The 12,964-nt window shown below is 63.6% G+C and carries 13 protein-coding genes; 6 read left to right on the top strand and 7 right to left on the bottom strand.

From position 1 onward, the window contains the following. Positions 1–83 precede the first annotated feature (83 nt). Positions 84–611: a glycine zipper 2TM domain-containing protein gene (locus UC34_RS22205; protein ID WP_044457231.1), complete on the bottom strand. Its 528-nt coding sequence runs from the start codon at positions 609–611 to the stop codon at positions 84–86. 477 nt (positions 612–1,088) lie between these two features. Between UC34_RS22205 and UC34_RS22200 the strand changes: the two genes are divergently transcribed. After that, on the top strand, positions 1,089–2,582 hold the full coding sequence (locus UC34_RS22200; RefSeq protein ID WP_044457230.1) for an MFS transporter: 1,494 nt from the start codon (positions 1,089–1,091) through the stop codon (positions 2,580–2,582). Between the two features lie 123 nt (positions 2,583–2,705). Here UC34_RS22200 and UC34_RS22195 read toward each other — a convergent pair whose 3' ends face one another. Continuing rightward, entirely contained in the window at positions 2,706–3,182 is a 477-nt protein-coding gene (locus tag UC34_RS22195; protein ID WP_044457229.1) for a CBS domain-containing protein, read from the bottom strand. A 598-nt stretch (positions 3,183–3,780) separates the two neighbouring features. Between UC34_RS22195 and infA the strand changes: the two genes are divergently transcribed. After that, positions 3,781–4,002, top strand: coding sequence for a translation initiation factor IF-1 (gene infA / locus UC34_RS22190; protein WP_039393473.1), 222 nt, complete (start codon positions 3,781–3,783; stop codon positions 4,000–4,002). A 173-nt stretch (positions 4,003–4,175) separates the two neighbouring features. On the opposite strand, the gene UC34_RS25230 is transcribed toward infA, so the two are convergent. The 4 genes from UC34_RS25230 to UC34_RS22170 all read right to left on the bottom strand — a co-directional run bounded on the left by UC34_RS25230 (position 4,176) and on the right by UC34_RS22170 (position 6,529). Continuing rightward, positions 4,176–4,472 carry a GNAT family N-acetyltransferase gene (locus UC34_RS25230; RefSeq protein ID WP_052811185.1) on the bottom strand — a complete coding sequence of 99 codons (297 nt, stop codon included), beginning with the start codon at positions 4,470–4,472 and terminating at the stop codon, positions 4,176–4,178. A 41-nt stretch (positions 4,473–4,513) separates the two neighbouring features. Further along, entirely contained in the window at positions 4,514–4,810 is a 297-nt protein-coding gene (locus UC34_RS22180) for an acylphosphatase (protein ID WP_044457228.1), read from the bottom strand. Positions 4,811–4,814: 4 nt separating this feature from the next. Then, positions 4,815–5,927, bottom strand: a complete 1,113-nt coding sequence (locus UC34_RS22175) for a metallophosphoesterase (RefSeq protein WP_044457227.1) — start codon at positions 5,925–5,927, stop codon at positions 4,815–4,817. Positions 5,928–6,148: 221 nt separating this feature from the next. Beyond that, positions 6,149–6,529: a nucleotide pyrophosphohydrolase gene (locus UC34_RS22170; protein ID WP_044457226.1), complete on the bottom strand. Its 381-nt coding sequence runs from the start codon at positions 6,527–6,529 to the stop codon at positions 6,149–6,151. 230 nt (positions 6,530–6,759) lie between these two features. On the opposite strand from UC34_RS22170, the gene UC34_RS22165 reads away from it, so the two are divergent. From UC34_RS22165 to UC34_RS22150, 4 genes are all read left to right on the top strand, one after another. Continuing rightward, positions 6,760–7,041, top strand: coding sequence for a 2Fe-2S iron-sulfur cluster-binding protein (locus UC34_RS22165; RefSeq protein WP_044458556.1), 282 nt, complete (start codon positions 6,760–6,762; stop codon positions 7,039–7,041). Positions 7,042–7,107: 66 nt separating this feature from the next. Beyond that, positions 7,108–8,775 carry an energy-dependent translational throttle protein EttA gene (gene ettA / locus UC34_RS22160; RefSeq protein WP_044457225.1) on the top strand — a complete coding sequence of 556 codons (1,668 nt, stop codon included), beginning with the start codon at positions 7,108–7,110 and terminating at the stop codon, positions 8,773–8,775. 169 nt (positions 8,776–8,944) lie between these two features. Then, positions 8,945–9,730, top strand: a complete 786-nt coding sequence (locus tag UC34_RS22155; protein WP_157123379.1) for a 3-hydroxybutyrate dehydrogenase — start codon at positions 8,945–8,947, stop codon at positions 9,728–9,730. A 173-nt stretch (positions 9,731–9,903) separates the two neighbouring features. Further along, positions 9,904–11,085, top strand: coding sequence for a DUF3734 domain-containing protein (locus tag UC34_RS22150; protein ID WP_044457223.1), 1,182 nt, complete (start codon positions 9,904–9,906; stop codon positions 11,083–11,085). Between the two features lie 151 nt (positions 11,086–11,236). Here the strand turns inward: UC34_RS22150 and UC34_RS22145 are convergent, their stop codons facing one another. After that, a complete protein-coding gene (locus UC34_RS22145; RefSeq protein WP_052811183.1) occupies positions 11,237–12,913 on the bottom strand; it encodes a chemotaxis protein CheW in 1,677 nt (558 codons plus the stop codon). Between the last annotated feature and the right edge of the window lie 51 nt (positions 12,914–12,964).

The raw sequence follows: 12,964 nt of genomic DNA, 5'->3' as shown, positions 1-12,964 counted from the left end.
ATTCCTTCGCGCGTAAACGACAACGCCCGCCGGAGGGAACTGCCGGCGGGCGTTGGTGTTGACGGTTGATGCTGCCGTGACAATCAGTACGGGTACACCACGTCGTTCGAGATGGCGGCACGCTGGCCTTGCTGTACGCGCAGCGGCGGCGCTTGCGTGACCGTGGCGACACGGCCATCGTCCAGGCGCACGGTAATGCGGTAGAGCACGTTCGGCTCGCCCATGCTGTTCTCGATACGGTTGCCGGCAATGCCGCCGAGGGCAGCGCCCGCGATGGTGGTTGCGGTGCGACCGCGTCCGCCGCCCATGGTGTTGCCGAGCAGACCGCCGGCGGCCGCACCCAGCACCGTCCCGAGAATGTTCGGGCTGTTGTTCGGGCCATTGAGCTGCTCGATCGACTGGACCGTACCGTACAGCGCGCCTTGTTGCTGCGGTTGTTGGTAGCCTTGCTGGTAACCCTGTTGATAGCCGGGTTGCTGGTATCCCTGCTGATAGCCCTGTTGGTAACCCGGTTGCTGATAGCCACCATATTGCTGGCCCGGAGCCACGCAACCGGCCAACATGACAGCGGCCATGGCCGCGCTGATTCCCGTAAGTGCTTTCATCTTCATTTTGGATCGTCCTCGTGAGCGTGAGGTGTTGATTCTTCTCAGTACGCCCCGACCGCGAGCCTGCGGCGGTTGGCGCACCATGTGGCACATCTATTGCGACCACGATGCGGAATGTAGGGTTCCGCAGACCTTTTTGCTGTAAGAAAAGGTAAGCGTCTGTAAAGACGACCGTTACGACTTCGGCAGGCGCAATCTCCCGCAACGACGCGGGTTTGCGGCGCGATGCGCCCGATTTGAAACATCCCTCGATGATATTCCCGTCCGGTGAGACGTGGGGCCATGCTCTGCGATTGCTTAACGCGTGAGCGGGATTCGCTCATATTTTGGGATTCCGGCGCGGCTTATTGGTGCTTAATCACGTGCCCATGGCGGGCGGCGGGGGATTCGTCTAAGCATATAACCAGAAAGCACTTGGGGGAGGTCAGTACCAAGCGGTAACATCGCGACCTTTGGTGTCTGTATTTCCCGGTTCCGCTCATGTCAGTCGACGTCTCCCTCTCCTCCCCCGCCTCGGCAGCTTCGGGCGCCAAGTCCGCGTCTGCCTCCGCCGCTTCCGGCACTTCTGCCGGTGGCCCTGCCGTCATCCGCTGCGCTGCCGATGTCGCCCAACTCGTCAACGAGGGCGGCGCCCGCGTATCGAATGCCCGCTGGATCGTGGCCATCGCCCTTGGCGGGGTGTTCCTCGACGCGTATGACCTCGGCGCTCTCGCCTTCGGTCTGAAAGACGTTGCCCGCGAATTCCAGCTCACTCCGGCGGGCACGGGCATGGTGGCGTCCGCGATCACGTTCGGTGCGATCGTGGGGGCGTTCCTCGGTGGCTACTTCACTGACCGGATTGGCCGCTATCGGGTGTTCATGGCCGACATGCTGTGCTTCGTGTTCGCGGCCATCGCCTGCGCACTGGCGCCGAACGAGTATGTGCTGGCGGGAGCACGCTTTGTGATGGGGCTGGGCGTGGGCATCGACTTGCCTGTCGCCATGGCGTTTCTTGCCGAATTCTCGAAGCTCAAAGGACGTGGCAACAAGGCGGCGCGGGTGGCGATGTGGTGCCCGACGTGGTACGCGGCGATCTGCGGGTCTTATTTGCTCGTGCTGCTTTGCTACTCGGTGCTGCCGGCGTCGCATAGCGGTCTGCTCTGGCGCATCATTCTCGGATTCGGCGCGATTCCGGCGCTGGCGATCATCGCCGTTCGCAGTCGTTACATGAGCGAATCGCCGGTCTGGGCCGCCAATCAGGGCGACCTGGAAGCCGCCGCCAAAATCCTCAAGCGTTCGTACGGCATCGATGCTGTTGTGGCCAGCGATGCCGAGCGGGCCGCACCGAAACGTCCGGCGGCGTGGAGCAATTACGGCAAGCTGCTCAAGGGCGTTTACCTGCGTCGCACGACCCTCGCGACTGTTATCGCCGTCGCCTCGTCGTTCGCGTACAACGCGGTCGCGTTCGGTTTGCCGGTGATCATCGCCAGTTTCCTTGCGCAATCGATGCTCACCACGATCCTGATGTCGCTGGCGCTGAATCTGCTGTTCGCATTCACGGGCGGGCTGCTGGGCGTGCGTCTCGTGCCGAAGGTCGGCGCGTGGAAGTTGACGGTGCTCGGCTATGCGTTCCAGTTGACGGCGCTCGTCGGCCTGGCGCTCGTGGGCAAGCCCGCCGGCGCCGCGCAGGTGGCGTGGGCGCTGGGCTTTCTCGCATTGTTCCTGCTGGGGCAGGGTTTTGGGCCGGGGGCGCATTCGATGACGTTCGCGTCGCTGAGCTATCCGACATCGCTGCGTGGCGTGGGCGTGGGCTTTAACCAGACGCTCATGCGCGCCAGTTCCACCGTCTCGCTGTTCCTGTTCCCGGTGCTGGCCGCGGCACTGTCGACGAAGGTCTTCTGGGTGATCGCCGCGGCGCCTGCCGTCGGCTTGCTGGCGTTGCTGGCCATTCGGTGGGAGCCGTCGAACTACGACGTCGACGCGGAAGATTTCTGAAGCCGACCCACCGTCGGTCCGTCGCGTCGGCATAAAAAACGGCGCTTCCGAACGAAGCGCCGTATCCCTGATTACGCTGTCGGCGTTATGTCCGGCGATGGCGTGGGCGGCTGGCTCGACCGATCAGCTTGGCCGGGAGGGCGATGTGCCGATCAGGGCGGCGCTGCCGCCCATGATGTAGTTCTCGAGCTGGTCGATGGTGAATTGCTGCTCGGTGATGATGGCTTTGACCAGATCGCCAATGGAGAGCAGGCCGACCAGCTCGCCGTCTTTCATGACCGGCAGGTGGCGGATACGATGCTGGGTCATGAGCGACATGCACTCTTCGTTGGTCTGCTCCGGGCTCACGTAGCGCACGGCGGCGGTCATGACGTCACGCACCGGTGTGTTGACCGAGGTCCGGCCCATGAGCGCGACTTTTCGGGCGTAATCCCGTTCGGTGAAGATGCCGACGATGGCGCGGTCGTCCTCGCTTACCAGCACCGCGCCGATCCGCGCTTCGGCCATCAGGGTCAAGGCATCGAGTACCGAATCGGTCGGACGCACTTTGTATACCGTGTCGACCGGTTTGGACTTCAGGATCTGAGCGACTGTTTTCATGGTCTTTCCTCCTGCGGGCTACGGGTACTTACAGCATAGATGAGTGCGCGCTGCGCGTCACATTCGCGTTCACCCCGAGTCAACTGCGTGTCCGAGCGACGCCCGACGGGGGCGAGCGGGGCGTCAGGCCTGCCGGTTGATGCATTGCGTCACAAAAGGGCGACAAAATCGCGCAAATGGACGTCTCGGAGCCATTTTTTCCACACGAGCAACGGAGAAAGGCGTATCCTAGCGGGATCGGCGAAAATTCGCCGATCATCGCCTGACGATCGCGAAATGCTTTATCGGCGCCGCTGACAGCCCTGTCCTGCGAGCCGGATCACTCGCTGTGCCGATGACGCAGACCGACCCGGTCTTCGCCCTCCCGACACGCACTGCTCGTCGTTGCGGCACTGCCGCAATGTGCCTTGCTCCTTCGAACCATCGCCGCTTTTCGGTGCACCGCATGCCTTGATGGCCGGTCCACCGGGTAGGCTCCTTTTGGCGTTCGATGTGCACCCCCGCAACATTCAGGGTGCGGGGACGGTATTGGCGAACGAACTTTCAGTAACACGGGTGCTGCGCCCCTCGCGAGCGGCCCCCTCAAGAGGACACGATATTGGCCAAGGAAGAACTGATCGAATTCAGCGGACACGTCTCGGATGTGCTGCCGGACAATCGCTTTCGCGTCACGCTCGAAAACGGCGTGGAAGTGGTGGCATATGCGAGCGGTCGCATGCAAAAGAACCGCATCCGCATTCTGGCGGGTGACCGCGTGACGCTGGAAATGTCGCCCTATGATCTGAGCAAGGGCCGCATCAACTACCGTCACAAGAATTAAGTCAGCGTCGACGTCTGGCTTTTGCGCGCAAGGCGCTGCCCATCGCGGGCATAGCCGTGGCGCGCATAGAAGCGATGTGCGGCGACCCGATGGTCGCTGCTCGTCACTTCGAACTTCTCGCACTGCTTTCTTCGTACGATTGCTCGTTGAATTTCACGCGTGAGCGGCCGCCATCAGCGCGTGCCCGACGCCCGAGCCTCGCCATTTTCCTCCACCACCAGCGCCGTAATGCGCCCAAGGCGCCCCGCCAGACGGAACATGGTGAGTGCGTGCAACCCGATACATCCCACGATTTCCGCGTTTTCGTCGATGGCCACGAAGGCCGCGTCGTCGCCGTCCAATGCCGATAGGGCGATGTTGCGACGAACGATGTCGATCGGCGTTTCGTAGCCCGGTTGCGCGAGTCGCGCGACGATGCGCGGTGCGTCCTCGTCGTTCGCGCGGCGGGTGATGGGCGTAGGCGTCGGCATGGGCATGGTCGAAGGCGGGAAGGCTCTCCCCGCGCGTGGCGTCAGAGTTGCTGGAACCGGTCGAAGCGTCGGCTGGTGTACTCCACTTCGCTTTCGAACGCTGTCACGCGCGCGCCCGGTGGCCCGTGACGCATCCATTCGAGCATTTTGTCGACCTGATCCGGCGTGCCCTGGACCATCGCGAGGATGTCTCCTTCCGGCAGCGCCTGCACCCAGCCGCGTACACCGATCAAATGGCCTTCGCGTACGGCCGCCTGGCGGTAACCCACACCTTGAATGTTGCCGCGCAGTCGCACGGACACGGTTTCCAGCGATGGGCTGGTCGAAAGCGTTTTCATGGCGTCAGGCCTTGCCCGGCACGAGCCGGATGCGAGTGATTTCCGAGGGTGCCCCGAATCGTTTCGGAGGTCCCCAGTACCCTGTGCCCCGGCTCACGTAGATGGCCAGACGGCCGAGCCGATGAAGCCCGTGTACGAAGGGCTGTTGCAGAGGCACGAAATACATCCACGGCCAGAATTGTCCGCCGTGCGTATGTCCGGAGAGTTGCAGATCGAAGCCGGCGGCCTGTGCCGCCGGCGCGCTGCGCGGTTGGTGCGCGAGCAGCACGCGCGGTACGCCTTCGGGCGCCCCGGCGACGGCGGCGGCCGGATCGCTGCGCTTTGCCTCATCGAAGTGATGGGCGGTGAAGTCGGTGACACCGGCCACCGTAAGCGACGCCCCTTCATGTTCGAGCACCACATGCTCGTTTTCGAGCACGGTCAGGCCGATGCGGCGCAATTCCGCCACCCAAGCCGGTGCGCCCGAGTAGTACTCGTGGTTGCCGGTGCAAACGTACGTGCCATGACGGGACACGAGTTGGCCCAGCGGCGCGATGTGATCTCGCAATGCCGGTACGCCGCCATCGACCAGATCGCCGGTGATGGCGACGAGATCCGGCTTGAGCGCATTCGATGCTTCGACGATGGCTTCGATATAACGGCGTCGAATCGTCGAACTCACGTGAATGTCGCTTAACTGCACAATGGTGAAGCCTGTGAGCGCTGTCGGCAGGCCCGCGATGGGGACGTCGATCTCGACCACGCGCGCAAGGCGCCGTGCATTGTAGAAGCCCAATATCGTCGAGGCGGCGGTGAGCAGCAGCACGATCACGGCCGAGCGCGCGACGAGTTGTGCATCGAGCGCCGAGAAGGCCATTGCCACGCCAAGCACGACGTCGCGCAGCAAGGTGAGCACGAAAAGCGACGAAAAGACGCCGATGGCCGTCATGCCGGCCCACGTCAGCAATGTCGCCAACGGCTCTTTCTGGATGGCGCGACTCATCAGGCCCAGCGGAATGAGCACGGTCGAGGCGACGAGCCACAGCCCGCCAAGGACCTTCCAGCCGACGGCGACCGGCAGTGGCGTGAGCAGGCGCCAGCCGATATAGGCATGCAACAGCGCGATGATGGCGAGCATCAACCAGCGCGGTCGTGCGGGCAATGTGCGCTTCGACGGCTTGCCATGCGCGTGTCCCGTGCCGGGCGGCGTCCGGGGAGCCTGCGAAGCTTGAGAGGATTGAGACATAAGGGTGTCTGATCGGAATTCGGGGGCGGACGTTGGCGGTTATGCGGGCGCGTCGCCCGATTGCAAGGGGCGCACGTGCAATTCGCTGCATCGTTGCCGTTCGCCGTGGCGTTTTATGTCTTCGGCGCCGGATACTTCTGCGCGTTCATGACAAGCTTGTCGGCCACCGCACGGTTCAGATCGATGCCGAGCACCGTCGCCAGACGCACGAGGTACATCGTGATGTCGGCAAGCTCCTGCTCGACGTGACGCGCCTCGCTCGATTGCATGACGGCCTTGGCCTGCGCGTCCGTATGCCACTGAAAAATCTCGACAAGCTCGGCGACTTCGACCGACAGCGCCATCGCGAGGTTCTTGGGCGTATGGTACTGATGCCAGTCGCGGGCATCGGCGAACGCTTGCAGTTCGGCGCGCAGCCCGGCGGTATCGACGAGATGCGCGGCGGGACCTGATGATGCGTCGGTGGCCGCATCGACCTTCGGGGCTTCGGACATGGGATTCGGGACTCGAAAGTGGGTTATGGTAGCGCGTTGGCGCAAGATGCGCCGTGTAGCGATCCGATTCCCGTAGCGCATTGCCTGCCGTGCCCCGTTCCCATTCAGACGTTCCCCAATCCGACGCTTCGGCCCACGTTTCGACCCACGTTTCGGCCAAGCCCGTGGACGCCGCGTCGAGCGACGCGACCGCTGCGGTGCGCAACGTTTCGACTTACCGCGTCACGCTCATGCCGTCCGGATGGCAGTTCGAGGCGCCGCTCGACACCCCGATCCTGCTCGCTGCACAGGCGGCGGGCATCAAATTGCCGAGTCTGTGCCGAAATGGGACGTGTCGCGCATGCCTGTGCCAGGCGCATCCGGGGGGCGCGAGTGCACCGGTAACGTATCGGATCGAGTGGCCGGGTCTGTCTCGCGACGAAAAGCGCGACGGATGGTTGCTGCCATGCTGCGCGTATGCGGGCGCGGACCTCGTCATCGATGCGCCCGATGCTGCACGTGCTGCGCTTTGATAAACTTGCCGCTATCTGGCGCTCGCCCGTGAGTCGTCATAACCGTTTCAGGATCAGGAAAGCCGAATGGCACAGTACGTATTCAGCATGAACCGCGTGGGCAAGATCGTGCCGCCCAAGCGTCACATCCTCAAGGACATCTCCCTGTCGTTCTTCCCGGGGGCCAAGATCGGCGTGCTGGGTCTGAACGGCTCGGGCAAATCGACGCTGCTCAAGATCATGGCGGGCGTCGACAAGGAGATCGAGGGCGAAGCGATTCCGATGGCGAACCTGAACATCGGTTATCTGCCGCAGGAGCCGCAACTCGATCCCGAGCAGACCGTGCGCGAAGCCGTGGAAGGCGGCATGGGCGAAATCATGGAGGCCCGCACGAAGCTCGACGAAATCTATGCCGCCTACGCCGAGCCGGATGCCGACTTCGACGCGTTGGCGGCCGAGCAGGCCAAGTACGAAGCCATCCTCGCGGCAAGCGACGGCAACAATATCGAGCAGACGCTGGAAGTGGCCGCCGACGCCCTGCGCCTGCCGCCGTGGGACGCCAAGATCGGCGTGCTCTCCGGTGGTGAGAAGCGTCGCGTGGCGCTCGCCCGCTTGCTGCTCTCCAAGCCGGACATGCTCCTGCTCGACGAACCGACGAACCACCTGGACGCCGAATCGGTCGATTGGCTCGAACAGTTCCTCACGCGCTTCCCTGGCACGGTCGTTGCCGTGACCCACGATCGCTATTTCCTCGATAACGCCGCCGAGTGGATTCTCGAACTCGACCGGGGCCACGGCATTCCCTGGAAGGGCAACTACAGCTCGTGGCTCGATCAGAAGGAGCAACGCCTGAAGCAGGAAGAGGCGAGCGAGTCGGCCCGTCAGAAGGCGCTCAAGAAGGAACTCGAGTGGGTGCGTCAGAACCCGAAGGGTCGTCAGGCGAAGTCGAAGGCGCGTCTCGCCCGTTTCGACGAACTGAACAGCCAGGAATACCAGAAGCGCAACGAGACCCAGGAGATCTTCATCCCGGTGGGTGAGCGTCTGGGTAACGAAGTGATCGAGTTCAAGAACGTCTCGAAGGCTTTCGGCGACCGTTTGCTGATCGACGATCTGAGCTTCACGGTGCCGCCGGGCGCGATCGTCGGCATCATCGGCCCGAACGGTGCCGGTAAGTCGACCTTCTTCAAGATGCTCACGGGCCGCGAGCAGCCGGACAGCGGTGAGATCAAGGTCGGGCCGACGGTCAAGATGGCATACGTCGATCAGAGCCGCGATGCGCTCGACGGCACCAAGACCGTGTTCGAAGAGATCTCGGGCGGCGCCGACGTGCTGACGGTGGGCAAGTACGAAACGCCGTCGCGGGCCTATATCGGCCGCTTCAACTTCAAGGGTTCGGACCAGCAGAAGCAGGTCGGATCGCTCTCCGGTGGTGAGCGTGGTCGTCTGCACATGGCCAAGACGTTGATCTCCGGCGGCAACGTGTTGCTGCTCGACGAACCGTCGAACGATCTGGACGTCGAAACCCTGCGTGCGCTCGAGGACGCGCTGCTGGAGTTCGCCGGTTGTGTGATGGTCATCTCTCACGATCGCTGGTTCCTCGATCGTATCGCGACGCACATTCTGGCCTTCGAAGGCGACTCGCACGTCGAGTTCTTCCCGGGCAACTATCAGGAGTACGAGGCGGACAAGAAGAAGCGCCTCGGCGAGGAGGCAGCAAAACCGAAGCGAATCCGCTACAAGCCGATCGCGCGGTAATGCAGGAAAAGGCGCCGCAAGGCGCCTTTTCTGTTTGTGCGGCGGCAAGGGCAGACCAGTGCAGTTTGCCCGGCTGCCTCAGCCAATGTCCGACGAGCCATGCGTGCGTTCGTGCATGTCGCATGACCCGCCATTTTGATGAATCAGGAGTGTGCAAATGAGCCAGTCAGTGAATCAGTTGAATGGAAAGGTCGCCGTGGTGACCGGCGCCGCAAGCGGCATCGGCAAGGAAATTGCGCTTACGCTCGCGCGTGCCGGGGCGGCCATCGCGATTGCCGATCTGAACCAGCAGGGGGCGGACGCGGTTGCCGAAGAAATCAGGGCGGCCGGCGGCAAGGCCATCGGTGTGGCCATGGACGTCACGAACGAAGAGGCGGTCAACAGCGGCATCGACAAGGTGGCGGACACGTTCGGCTCAATCGACATCCTGATCTCGAACGCGGGCATCCAGATCGTCAATCCCATCGAGAACTACGCGTTCTCCGACTGGAAGAAGATGCAGGCGATTCACGTGGACGGCGCGTTCCTGACGACCAAGGCGGCGCTCAAGCACATGTACAAGGACGATCGCGGCGGCATCGTCATCTACATGGGCTCGGTGCACTCGCACGAGGCGTCGCCGCTGAAATCGGCTTATGTTGCGGCCAAACACGCACTGCTGGGGCTGGCCCGCGTGCTGGCGAAGGAGGGCGCCAAGCACAACGTGCGCTCGCATGTGATTTGCCCGGGCTTCGTGCGCACGCCGCTGGTCGACAAGCAGATTCCGGAGCAGGCGAAGGAGCTTGGGATTTCGGAAGACGAAGTCATCAAGAAGGTGATGCTGGGCGGCACGGTCGACGGCGTATTCACGACTGTGGACGATGTCGCGCAGACGGCGCTCTTTCTCGCCACGTTCCCGAGCGCGGCCTTCACTGGTCAGTCGTTCGTGGTAAGCCACGGCTGGTTCATGCAGTAACGCTGGCGTTGCGCCGACGGGAACGAGCCGTTTTTCCGCCCCGGCATCGGCCGCAACGGTCGTATCGAATGCGGTGATCGCGCCGAGCCGATCGGGCCTATCGAGCCCATTGGACCCGCGTCGGGGCGGTTTCCGCACTTACATTGCAAGCAGTCAGCTTCAGGAGAACGGTCATGACGGCCAACCCGCCCAACGTCCCGAAACGCGCCATCGAGCTTCCGCCATATGAGACGGTCGCACTCGTCTTGCAGGGCGGCGGTGCGCTTGGGGCTTATCAGGCGGGGGTGTACGCGGGCTTGTACGAGGCGGGCATCGCGCCGAACTGGATCGCGGGCATTTCCATCGGGGCGCTCAATACGGCGATCATCGCGGGCAATGCGCCAGAGCGCCGCGTGGCGCAGCTCGAAGCCTTCTGGCGCACGATCTGTGAGCCGGGGGTCTTCCCGCCGTTGCCGGCCCCGCTGGAGGCCGCCATTCTCAACGGTCCCGAGTCGGGGCGTGTCGCCTACAGTGCCTGGCAGGCGTGGCGCGCGCTGACCGAGGGGCAGAAGGGTTTCTTCACGCCGCGCTGGCCGCAGCCGTTGCCCACGGCGATGGGCGATCCGGCGCACGCGAGTTACTACGACACGACGGCGCTGCGCGACACGCTGGAGCGCTTCGTCGACTTCGACCGGATCAATGCGCGCGAGATTCGCGTGTCGGTCGGTGCCGTCAATGTGCACACGGGCAATTTCGTCTACTTCGACAACACGCGTGAGACATTGCGCGCGGCGCATTTCATGGCGTCGGGCGCGTTGCCGCCGGGGTTTCCCGCAGTGGAGATCGACGGACAGTATTTCTGGGACGGCGGTCTCGTGTCGAACACGCCGCTCTCGGAGGTGTTGGGGACATCGCCGCGTCGTGACACGCTCGCCTTCCAGGTGGACCTCTGGAGTGCGCGTGGGCCGTTGCCGGACAATCTCAATGACGTGGCGGGGCGGCAAAAGGACATTCAGTTCTCGAGCCGAACGCGTTTGGTGACGGACAATCTGCAGCGTGCGCAGCACTATCGGCGTGTCCTGCGGGAAGTGCTCGATCGCGTGCCGGCCGATGTACGTGCGCGGGACCCGTGGTGCCACGCGGCGCAGGAGATCGCGTGCAGCAAGCGTTACAACGTCATCCAGCTCATCTACCGGAACAAGGAGTACGAGGGGCACTACAAGGACTACCAGTTTGGTCTGGCGACGATGCTGGACCACTGGGCGAGCGGCCTCGACGATGTTCGCCGCACACTGGCAAATCCGGAATGGCTGGCAATGCCGAGCGATGCGCGAGGCTTCATCACGCACGACATTCATCGTCATGAAGTGATTTGATGCGCTTGCTCCGTGTGCGTCATACCACCCCTGCGGCGTGCCCCCCGACACGCCGCAGGGCCCTGCAGCCGGCGCTCGCGAATCGCCGGCACTTCATGACCTTCACGCTAACGTCCTTCGCGTCCGCCCGGTCTTCGTCATACTCCCTCGCTTAAAGCGCCAACGCGGTTTCCAGCCGCAGCTTGAGCGGTTGCAAATCGAGCAGCATCGCCGTGCGTGCCGCCCCATCGGACGCCGGCAACTCCACCGCCTCACGCATGTCGTTGCGCATCTCGTGCGTAGCGCGCCCCAACAGCACGGCGGGCACGGGCAGCTTGTCCGCATCGTCGAGCGTCACAATGTTCTCGATGGCATCGACCAGCAGTCCGAACTTGTCCTTGCCGTGCTCGATCACCAGAATCTTGCGCGTGTTCGCGTCGTCCTGCGCCGGCATGCCGTAGAGCGCACGCAGATCGACGACCATCACGAGTTCGCGCCGCAGATTCAGCATGCCGCGAATGAACGACGGGGCGCCCGGGGCGGGCATCACGTCCGGGGAATCGTGGATGATTTCTCGCAACTGATCCAGACGCACCGCGAGCATATGTTGCAGCCGGAACGACACGTAAGCGTGCCGCGTGCCACGCGACGACTTCGCCCCCGCCGCGCTGCGCCCCGCGCCGCCCGCGCTCGTGCGCTGCGCGGGGTCCGACTCACGATACAACTCGCGATGCCCGCGCGTGAGATCGAGGACCTGCGCGTGCGTGAAGAGCTCGTCGGCATTGAGCAGCACGATGTCGTTTGTCGACTCGCGGGCGATGCATCCCGAGAACAACTGAGCATGCGATGCGCTGAACGAAGGCATCGCGAGCACTTCGTCGGCGTAATACGTCACGATGCTGTCAACGGCATCGACCATCAGGCCGAAGTGCACATCCTCCTGTTTGACGATCAGAATGCGCCGCGGGTCGGAGGCGGTGCCCGCCACGTCCGGATCCGGGCGGCACGCCTGCAAACCGAGGAAGTGAGCGAAATCGATCACCGGCACGACCGTGCCGCGCAAATTGAGCATGCCGACACAAAACACGCTCGCGAGCGCCGAGTTCTGCAATTCGGGAATGCGGATGATTTCCCGGATGGCGCCCATCGGCAAGGCAAGACGCGAGTGCTCGACGGTGAACGACACGCATTGCAGCCGCTGACGCTGCTGGCGGCGCTGCGGCGCCGTGAGCGATTGTCGCGCGAGCAATTGCGGCATGTTCTCGATGCGCACGAGCGCAGCGGGCGCGAGAATCTGGAGAATGCGGTCGCCACCGTCGAGCTTGATCGCCCCCGACACCACTTGCGCCGTAGCGTGTGACGGATCGTATTCGAAGCCGGTGCGCTGCGAGGCGCGAACGCGCAGAATCTCGCCCGTGCCGTCGAACAGCAAGCCGACGCGCACGCCGTCGACATCCACGATAGCAATCTTCTCCGTCACCGGTAACGGACGACCTGCGCCATTTCCGGCGATCGACAGCAAGGGCTTGAGGTCGACGATGGGAATGAGCGTGCCGCGCAAATTGAACAGCCCGAGCAGAAACGACGGCGAGAGCGGCACCGGCGTCACCCGTTCGGGGTAATTCACCACTTCCTGCAACGCCGCGATCGGCAGCGCGAACTCGATATCGCCCAGATGAAACGAGCCGAAGACTTCGATGTCGTCCGCTGTGGCCTTCGGCGGTTGGGGAGCCGCAGCCGCAGTCGCCGCGGGTGTGGCGAGCGCGGATGCATCGACGGCCAGCGGCGCCGGGAGGGGATCGGCCTCGGGCGAAGGTGATGGCGGTGCATGGCGTAGCTGCGTCGTCATCCCGGGCAGCGGGCCATACCCTGTGCCGTAGCCCTGGAAAGCTTGATATCC

The organism is Pandoraea vervacti (genome assembly GCF_000934605.2).
Taxonomy (GTDB): Bacteria; Pseudomonadota; Gammaproteobacteria; order Burkholderiales; family Burkholderiaceae; genus Pandoraea; species Pandoraea vervacti.
Note: the sequence above shows the minus strand (reverse complement) of the source record. Positions and strands in the feature narration are given on the sequence as shown.

What these genes read in the sequence shown, in the direction of transcription:
- UC34_RS22205 (WP_044457231.1), bottom strand. Translation starts at nt 611, where the DNA reads ATGAAGATGAAAGCACTTACGGGAATCAGCGCGGCCATGGCCGCTGTC.
- UC34_RS25230 (WP_052811185.1), bottom strand. Translation starts at nt 4,472, where the DNA reads ATGCCGACGCCTACGCCCATCACCCGCCGCGCGAACGACGAGGACGCA.
- UC34_RS22195 (WP_044457229.1), bottom strand. Translation starts at nt 3,182, where the DNA reads ATGAAAACAGTCGCTCAGATCCTGAAGTCCAAACCGGTCGACACGGTA.
- UC34_RS22180 (WP_044457228.1), bottom strand. Translation starts at nt 4,810, where the DNA reads ATGAAAACGCTTTCGACCAGCCCATCGCTGGAAACCGTGTCCGTGCGA.
- UC34_RS22200 (WP_044457230.1), top strand. Translation starts at nt 1,089, where the DNA reads ATGTCAGTCGACGTCTCCCTCTCCTCCCCCGCCTCGGCAGCTTCGGGC.
- UC34_RS22165 (WP_044458556.1), top strand. Translation starts at nt 6,760, where the DNA reads ATGCCGTCCGGATGGCAGTTCGAGGCGCCGCTCGACACCCCGATCCTG.
- UC34_RS22170 (WP_044457226.1), bottom strand. Translation starts at nt 6,529, where the DNA reads ATGTCCGAAGCCCCGAAGGTCGATGCGGCCACCGACGCATCATCAGGT.
- UC34_RS22145 (WP_052811183.1), bottom strand. Translation starts at nt 12,913, where the DNA reads ATGACGACGCAGCTACGCCATGCACCGCCATCACCTTCGCCCGAGGCC.
- ettA (WP_044457225.1), top strand. Translation starts at nt 7,108, where the DNA reads ATGGCACAGTACGTATTCAGCATGAACCGCGTGGGCAAGATCGTGCCG.
- UC34_RS22150 (WP_044457223.1), top strand. Translation starts at nt 9,904, where the DNA reads ATGACGGCCAACCCGCCCAACGTCCCGAAACGCGCCATCGAGCTTCCG.
- UC34_RS22175 (WP_044457227.1), bottom strand. Translation starts at nt 5,927, where the DNA reads ATGCTCGCCATCATCGCGCTGTTGCATGCCTATATCGGCTGGCGCCTG.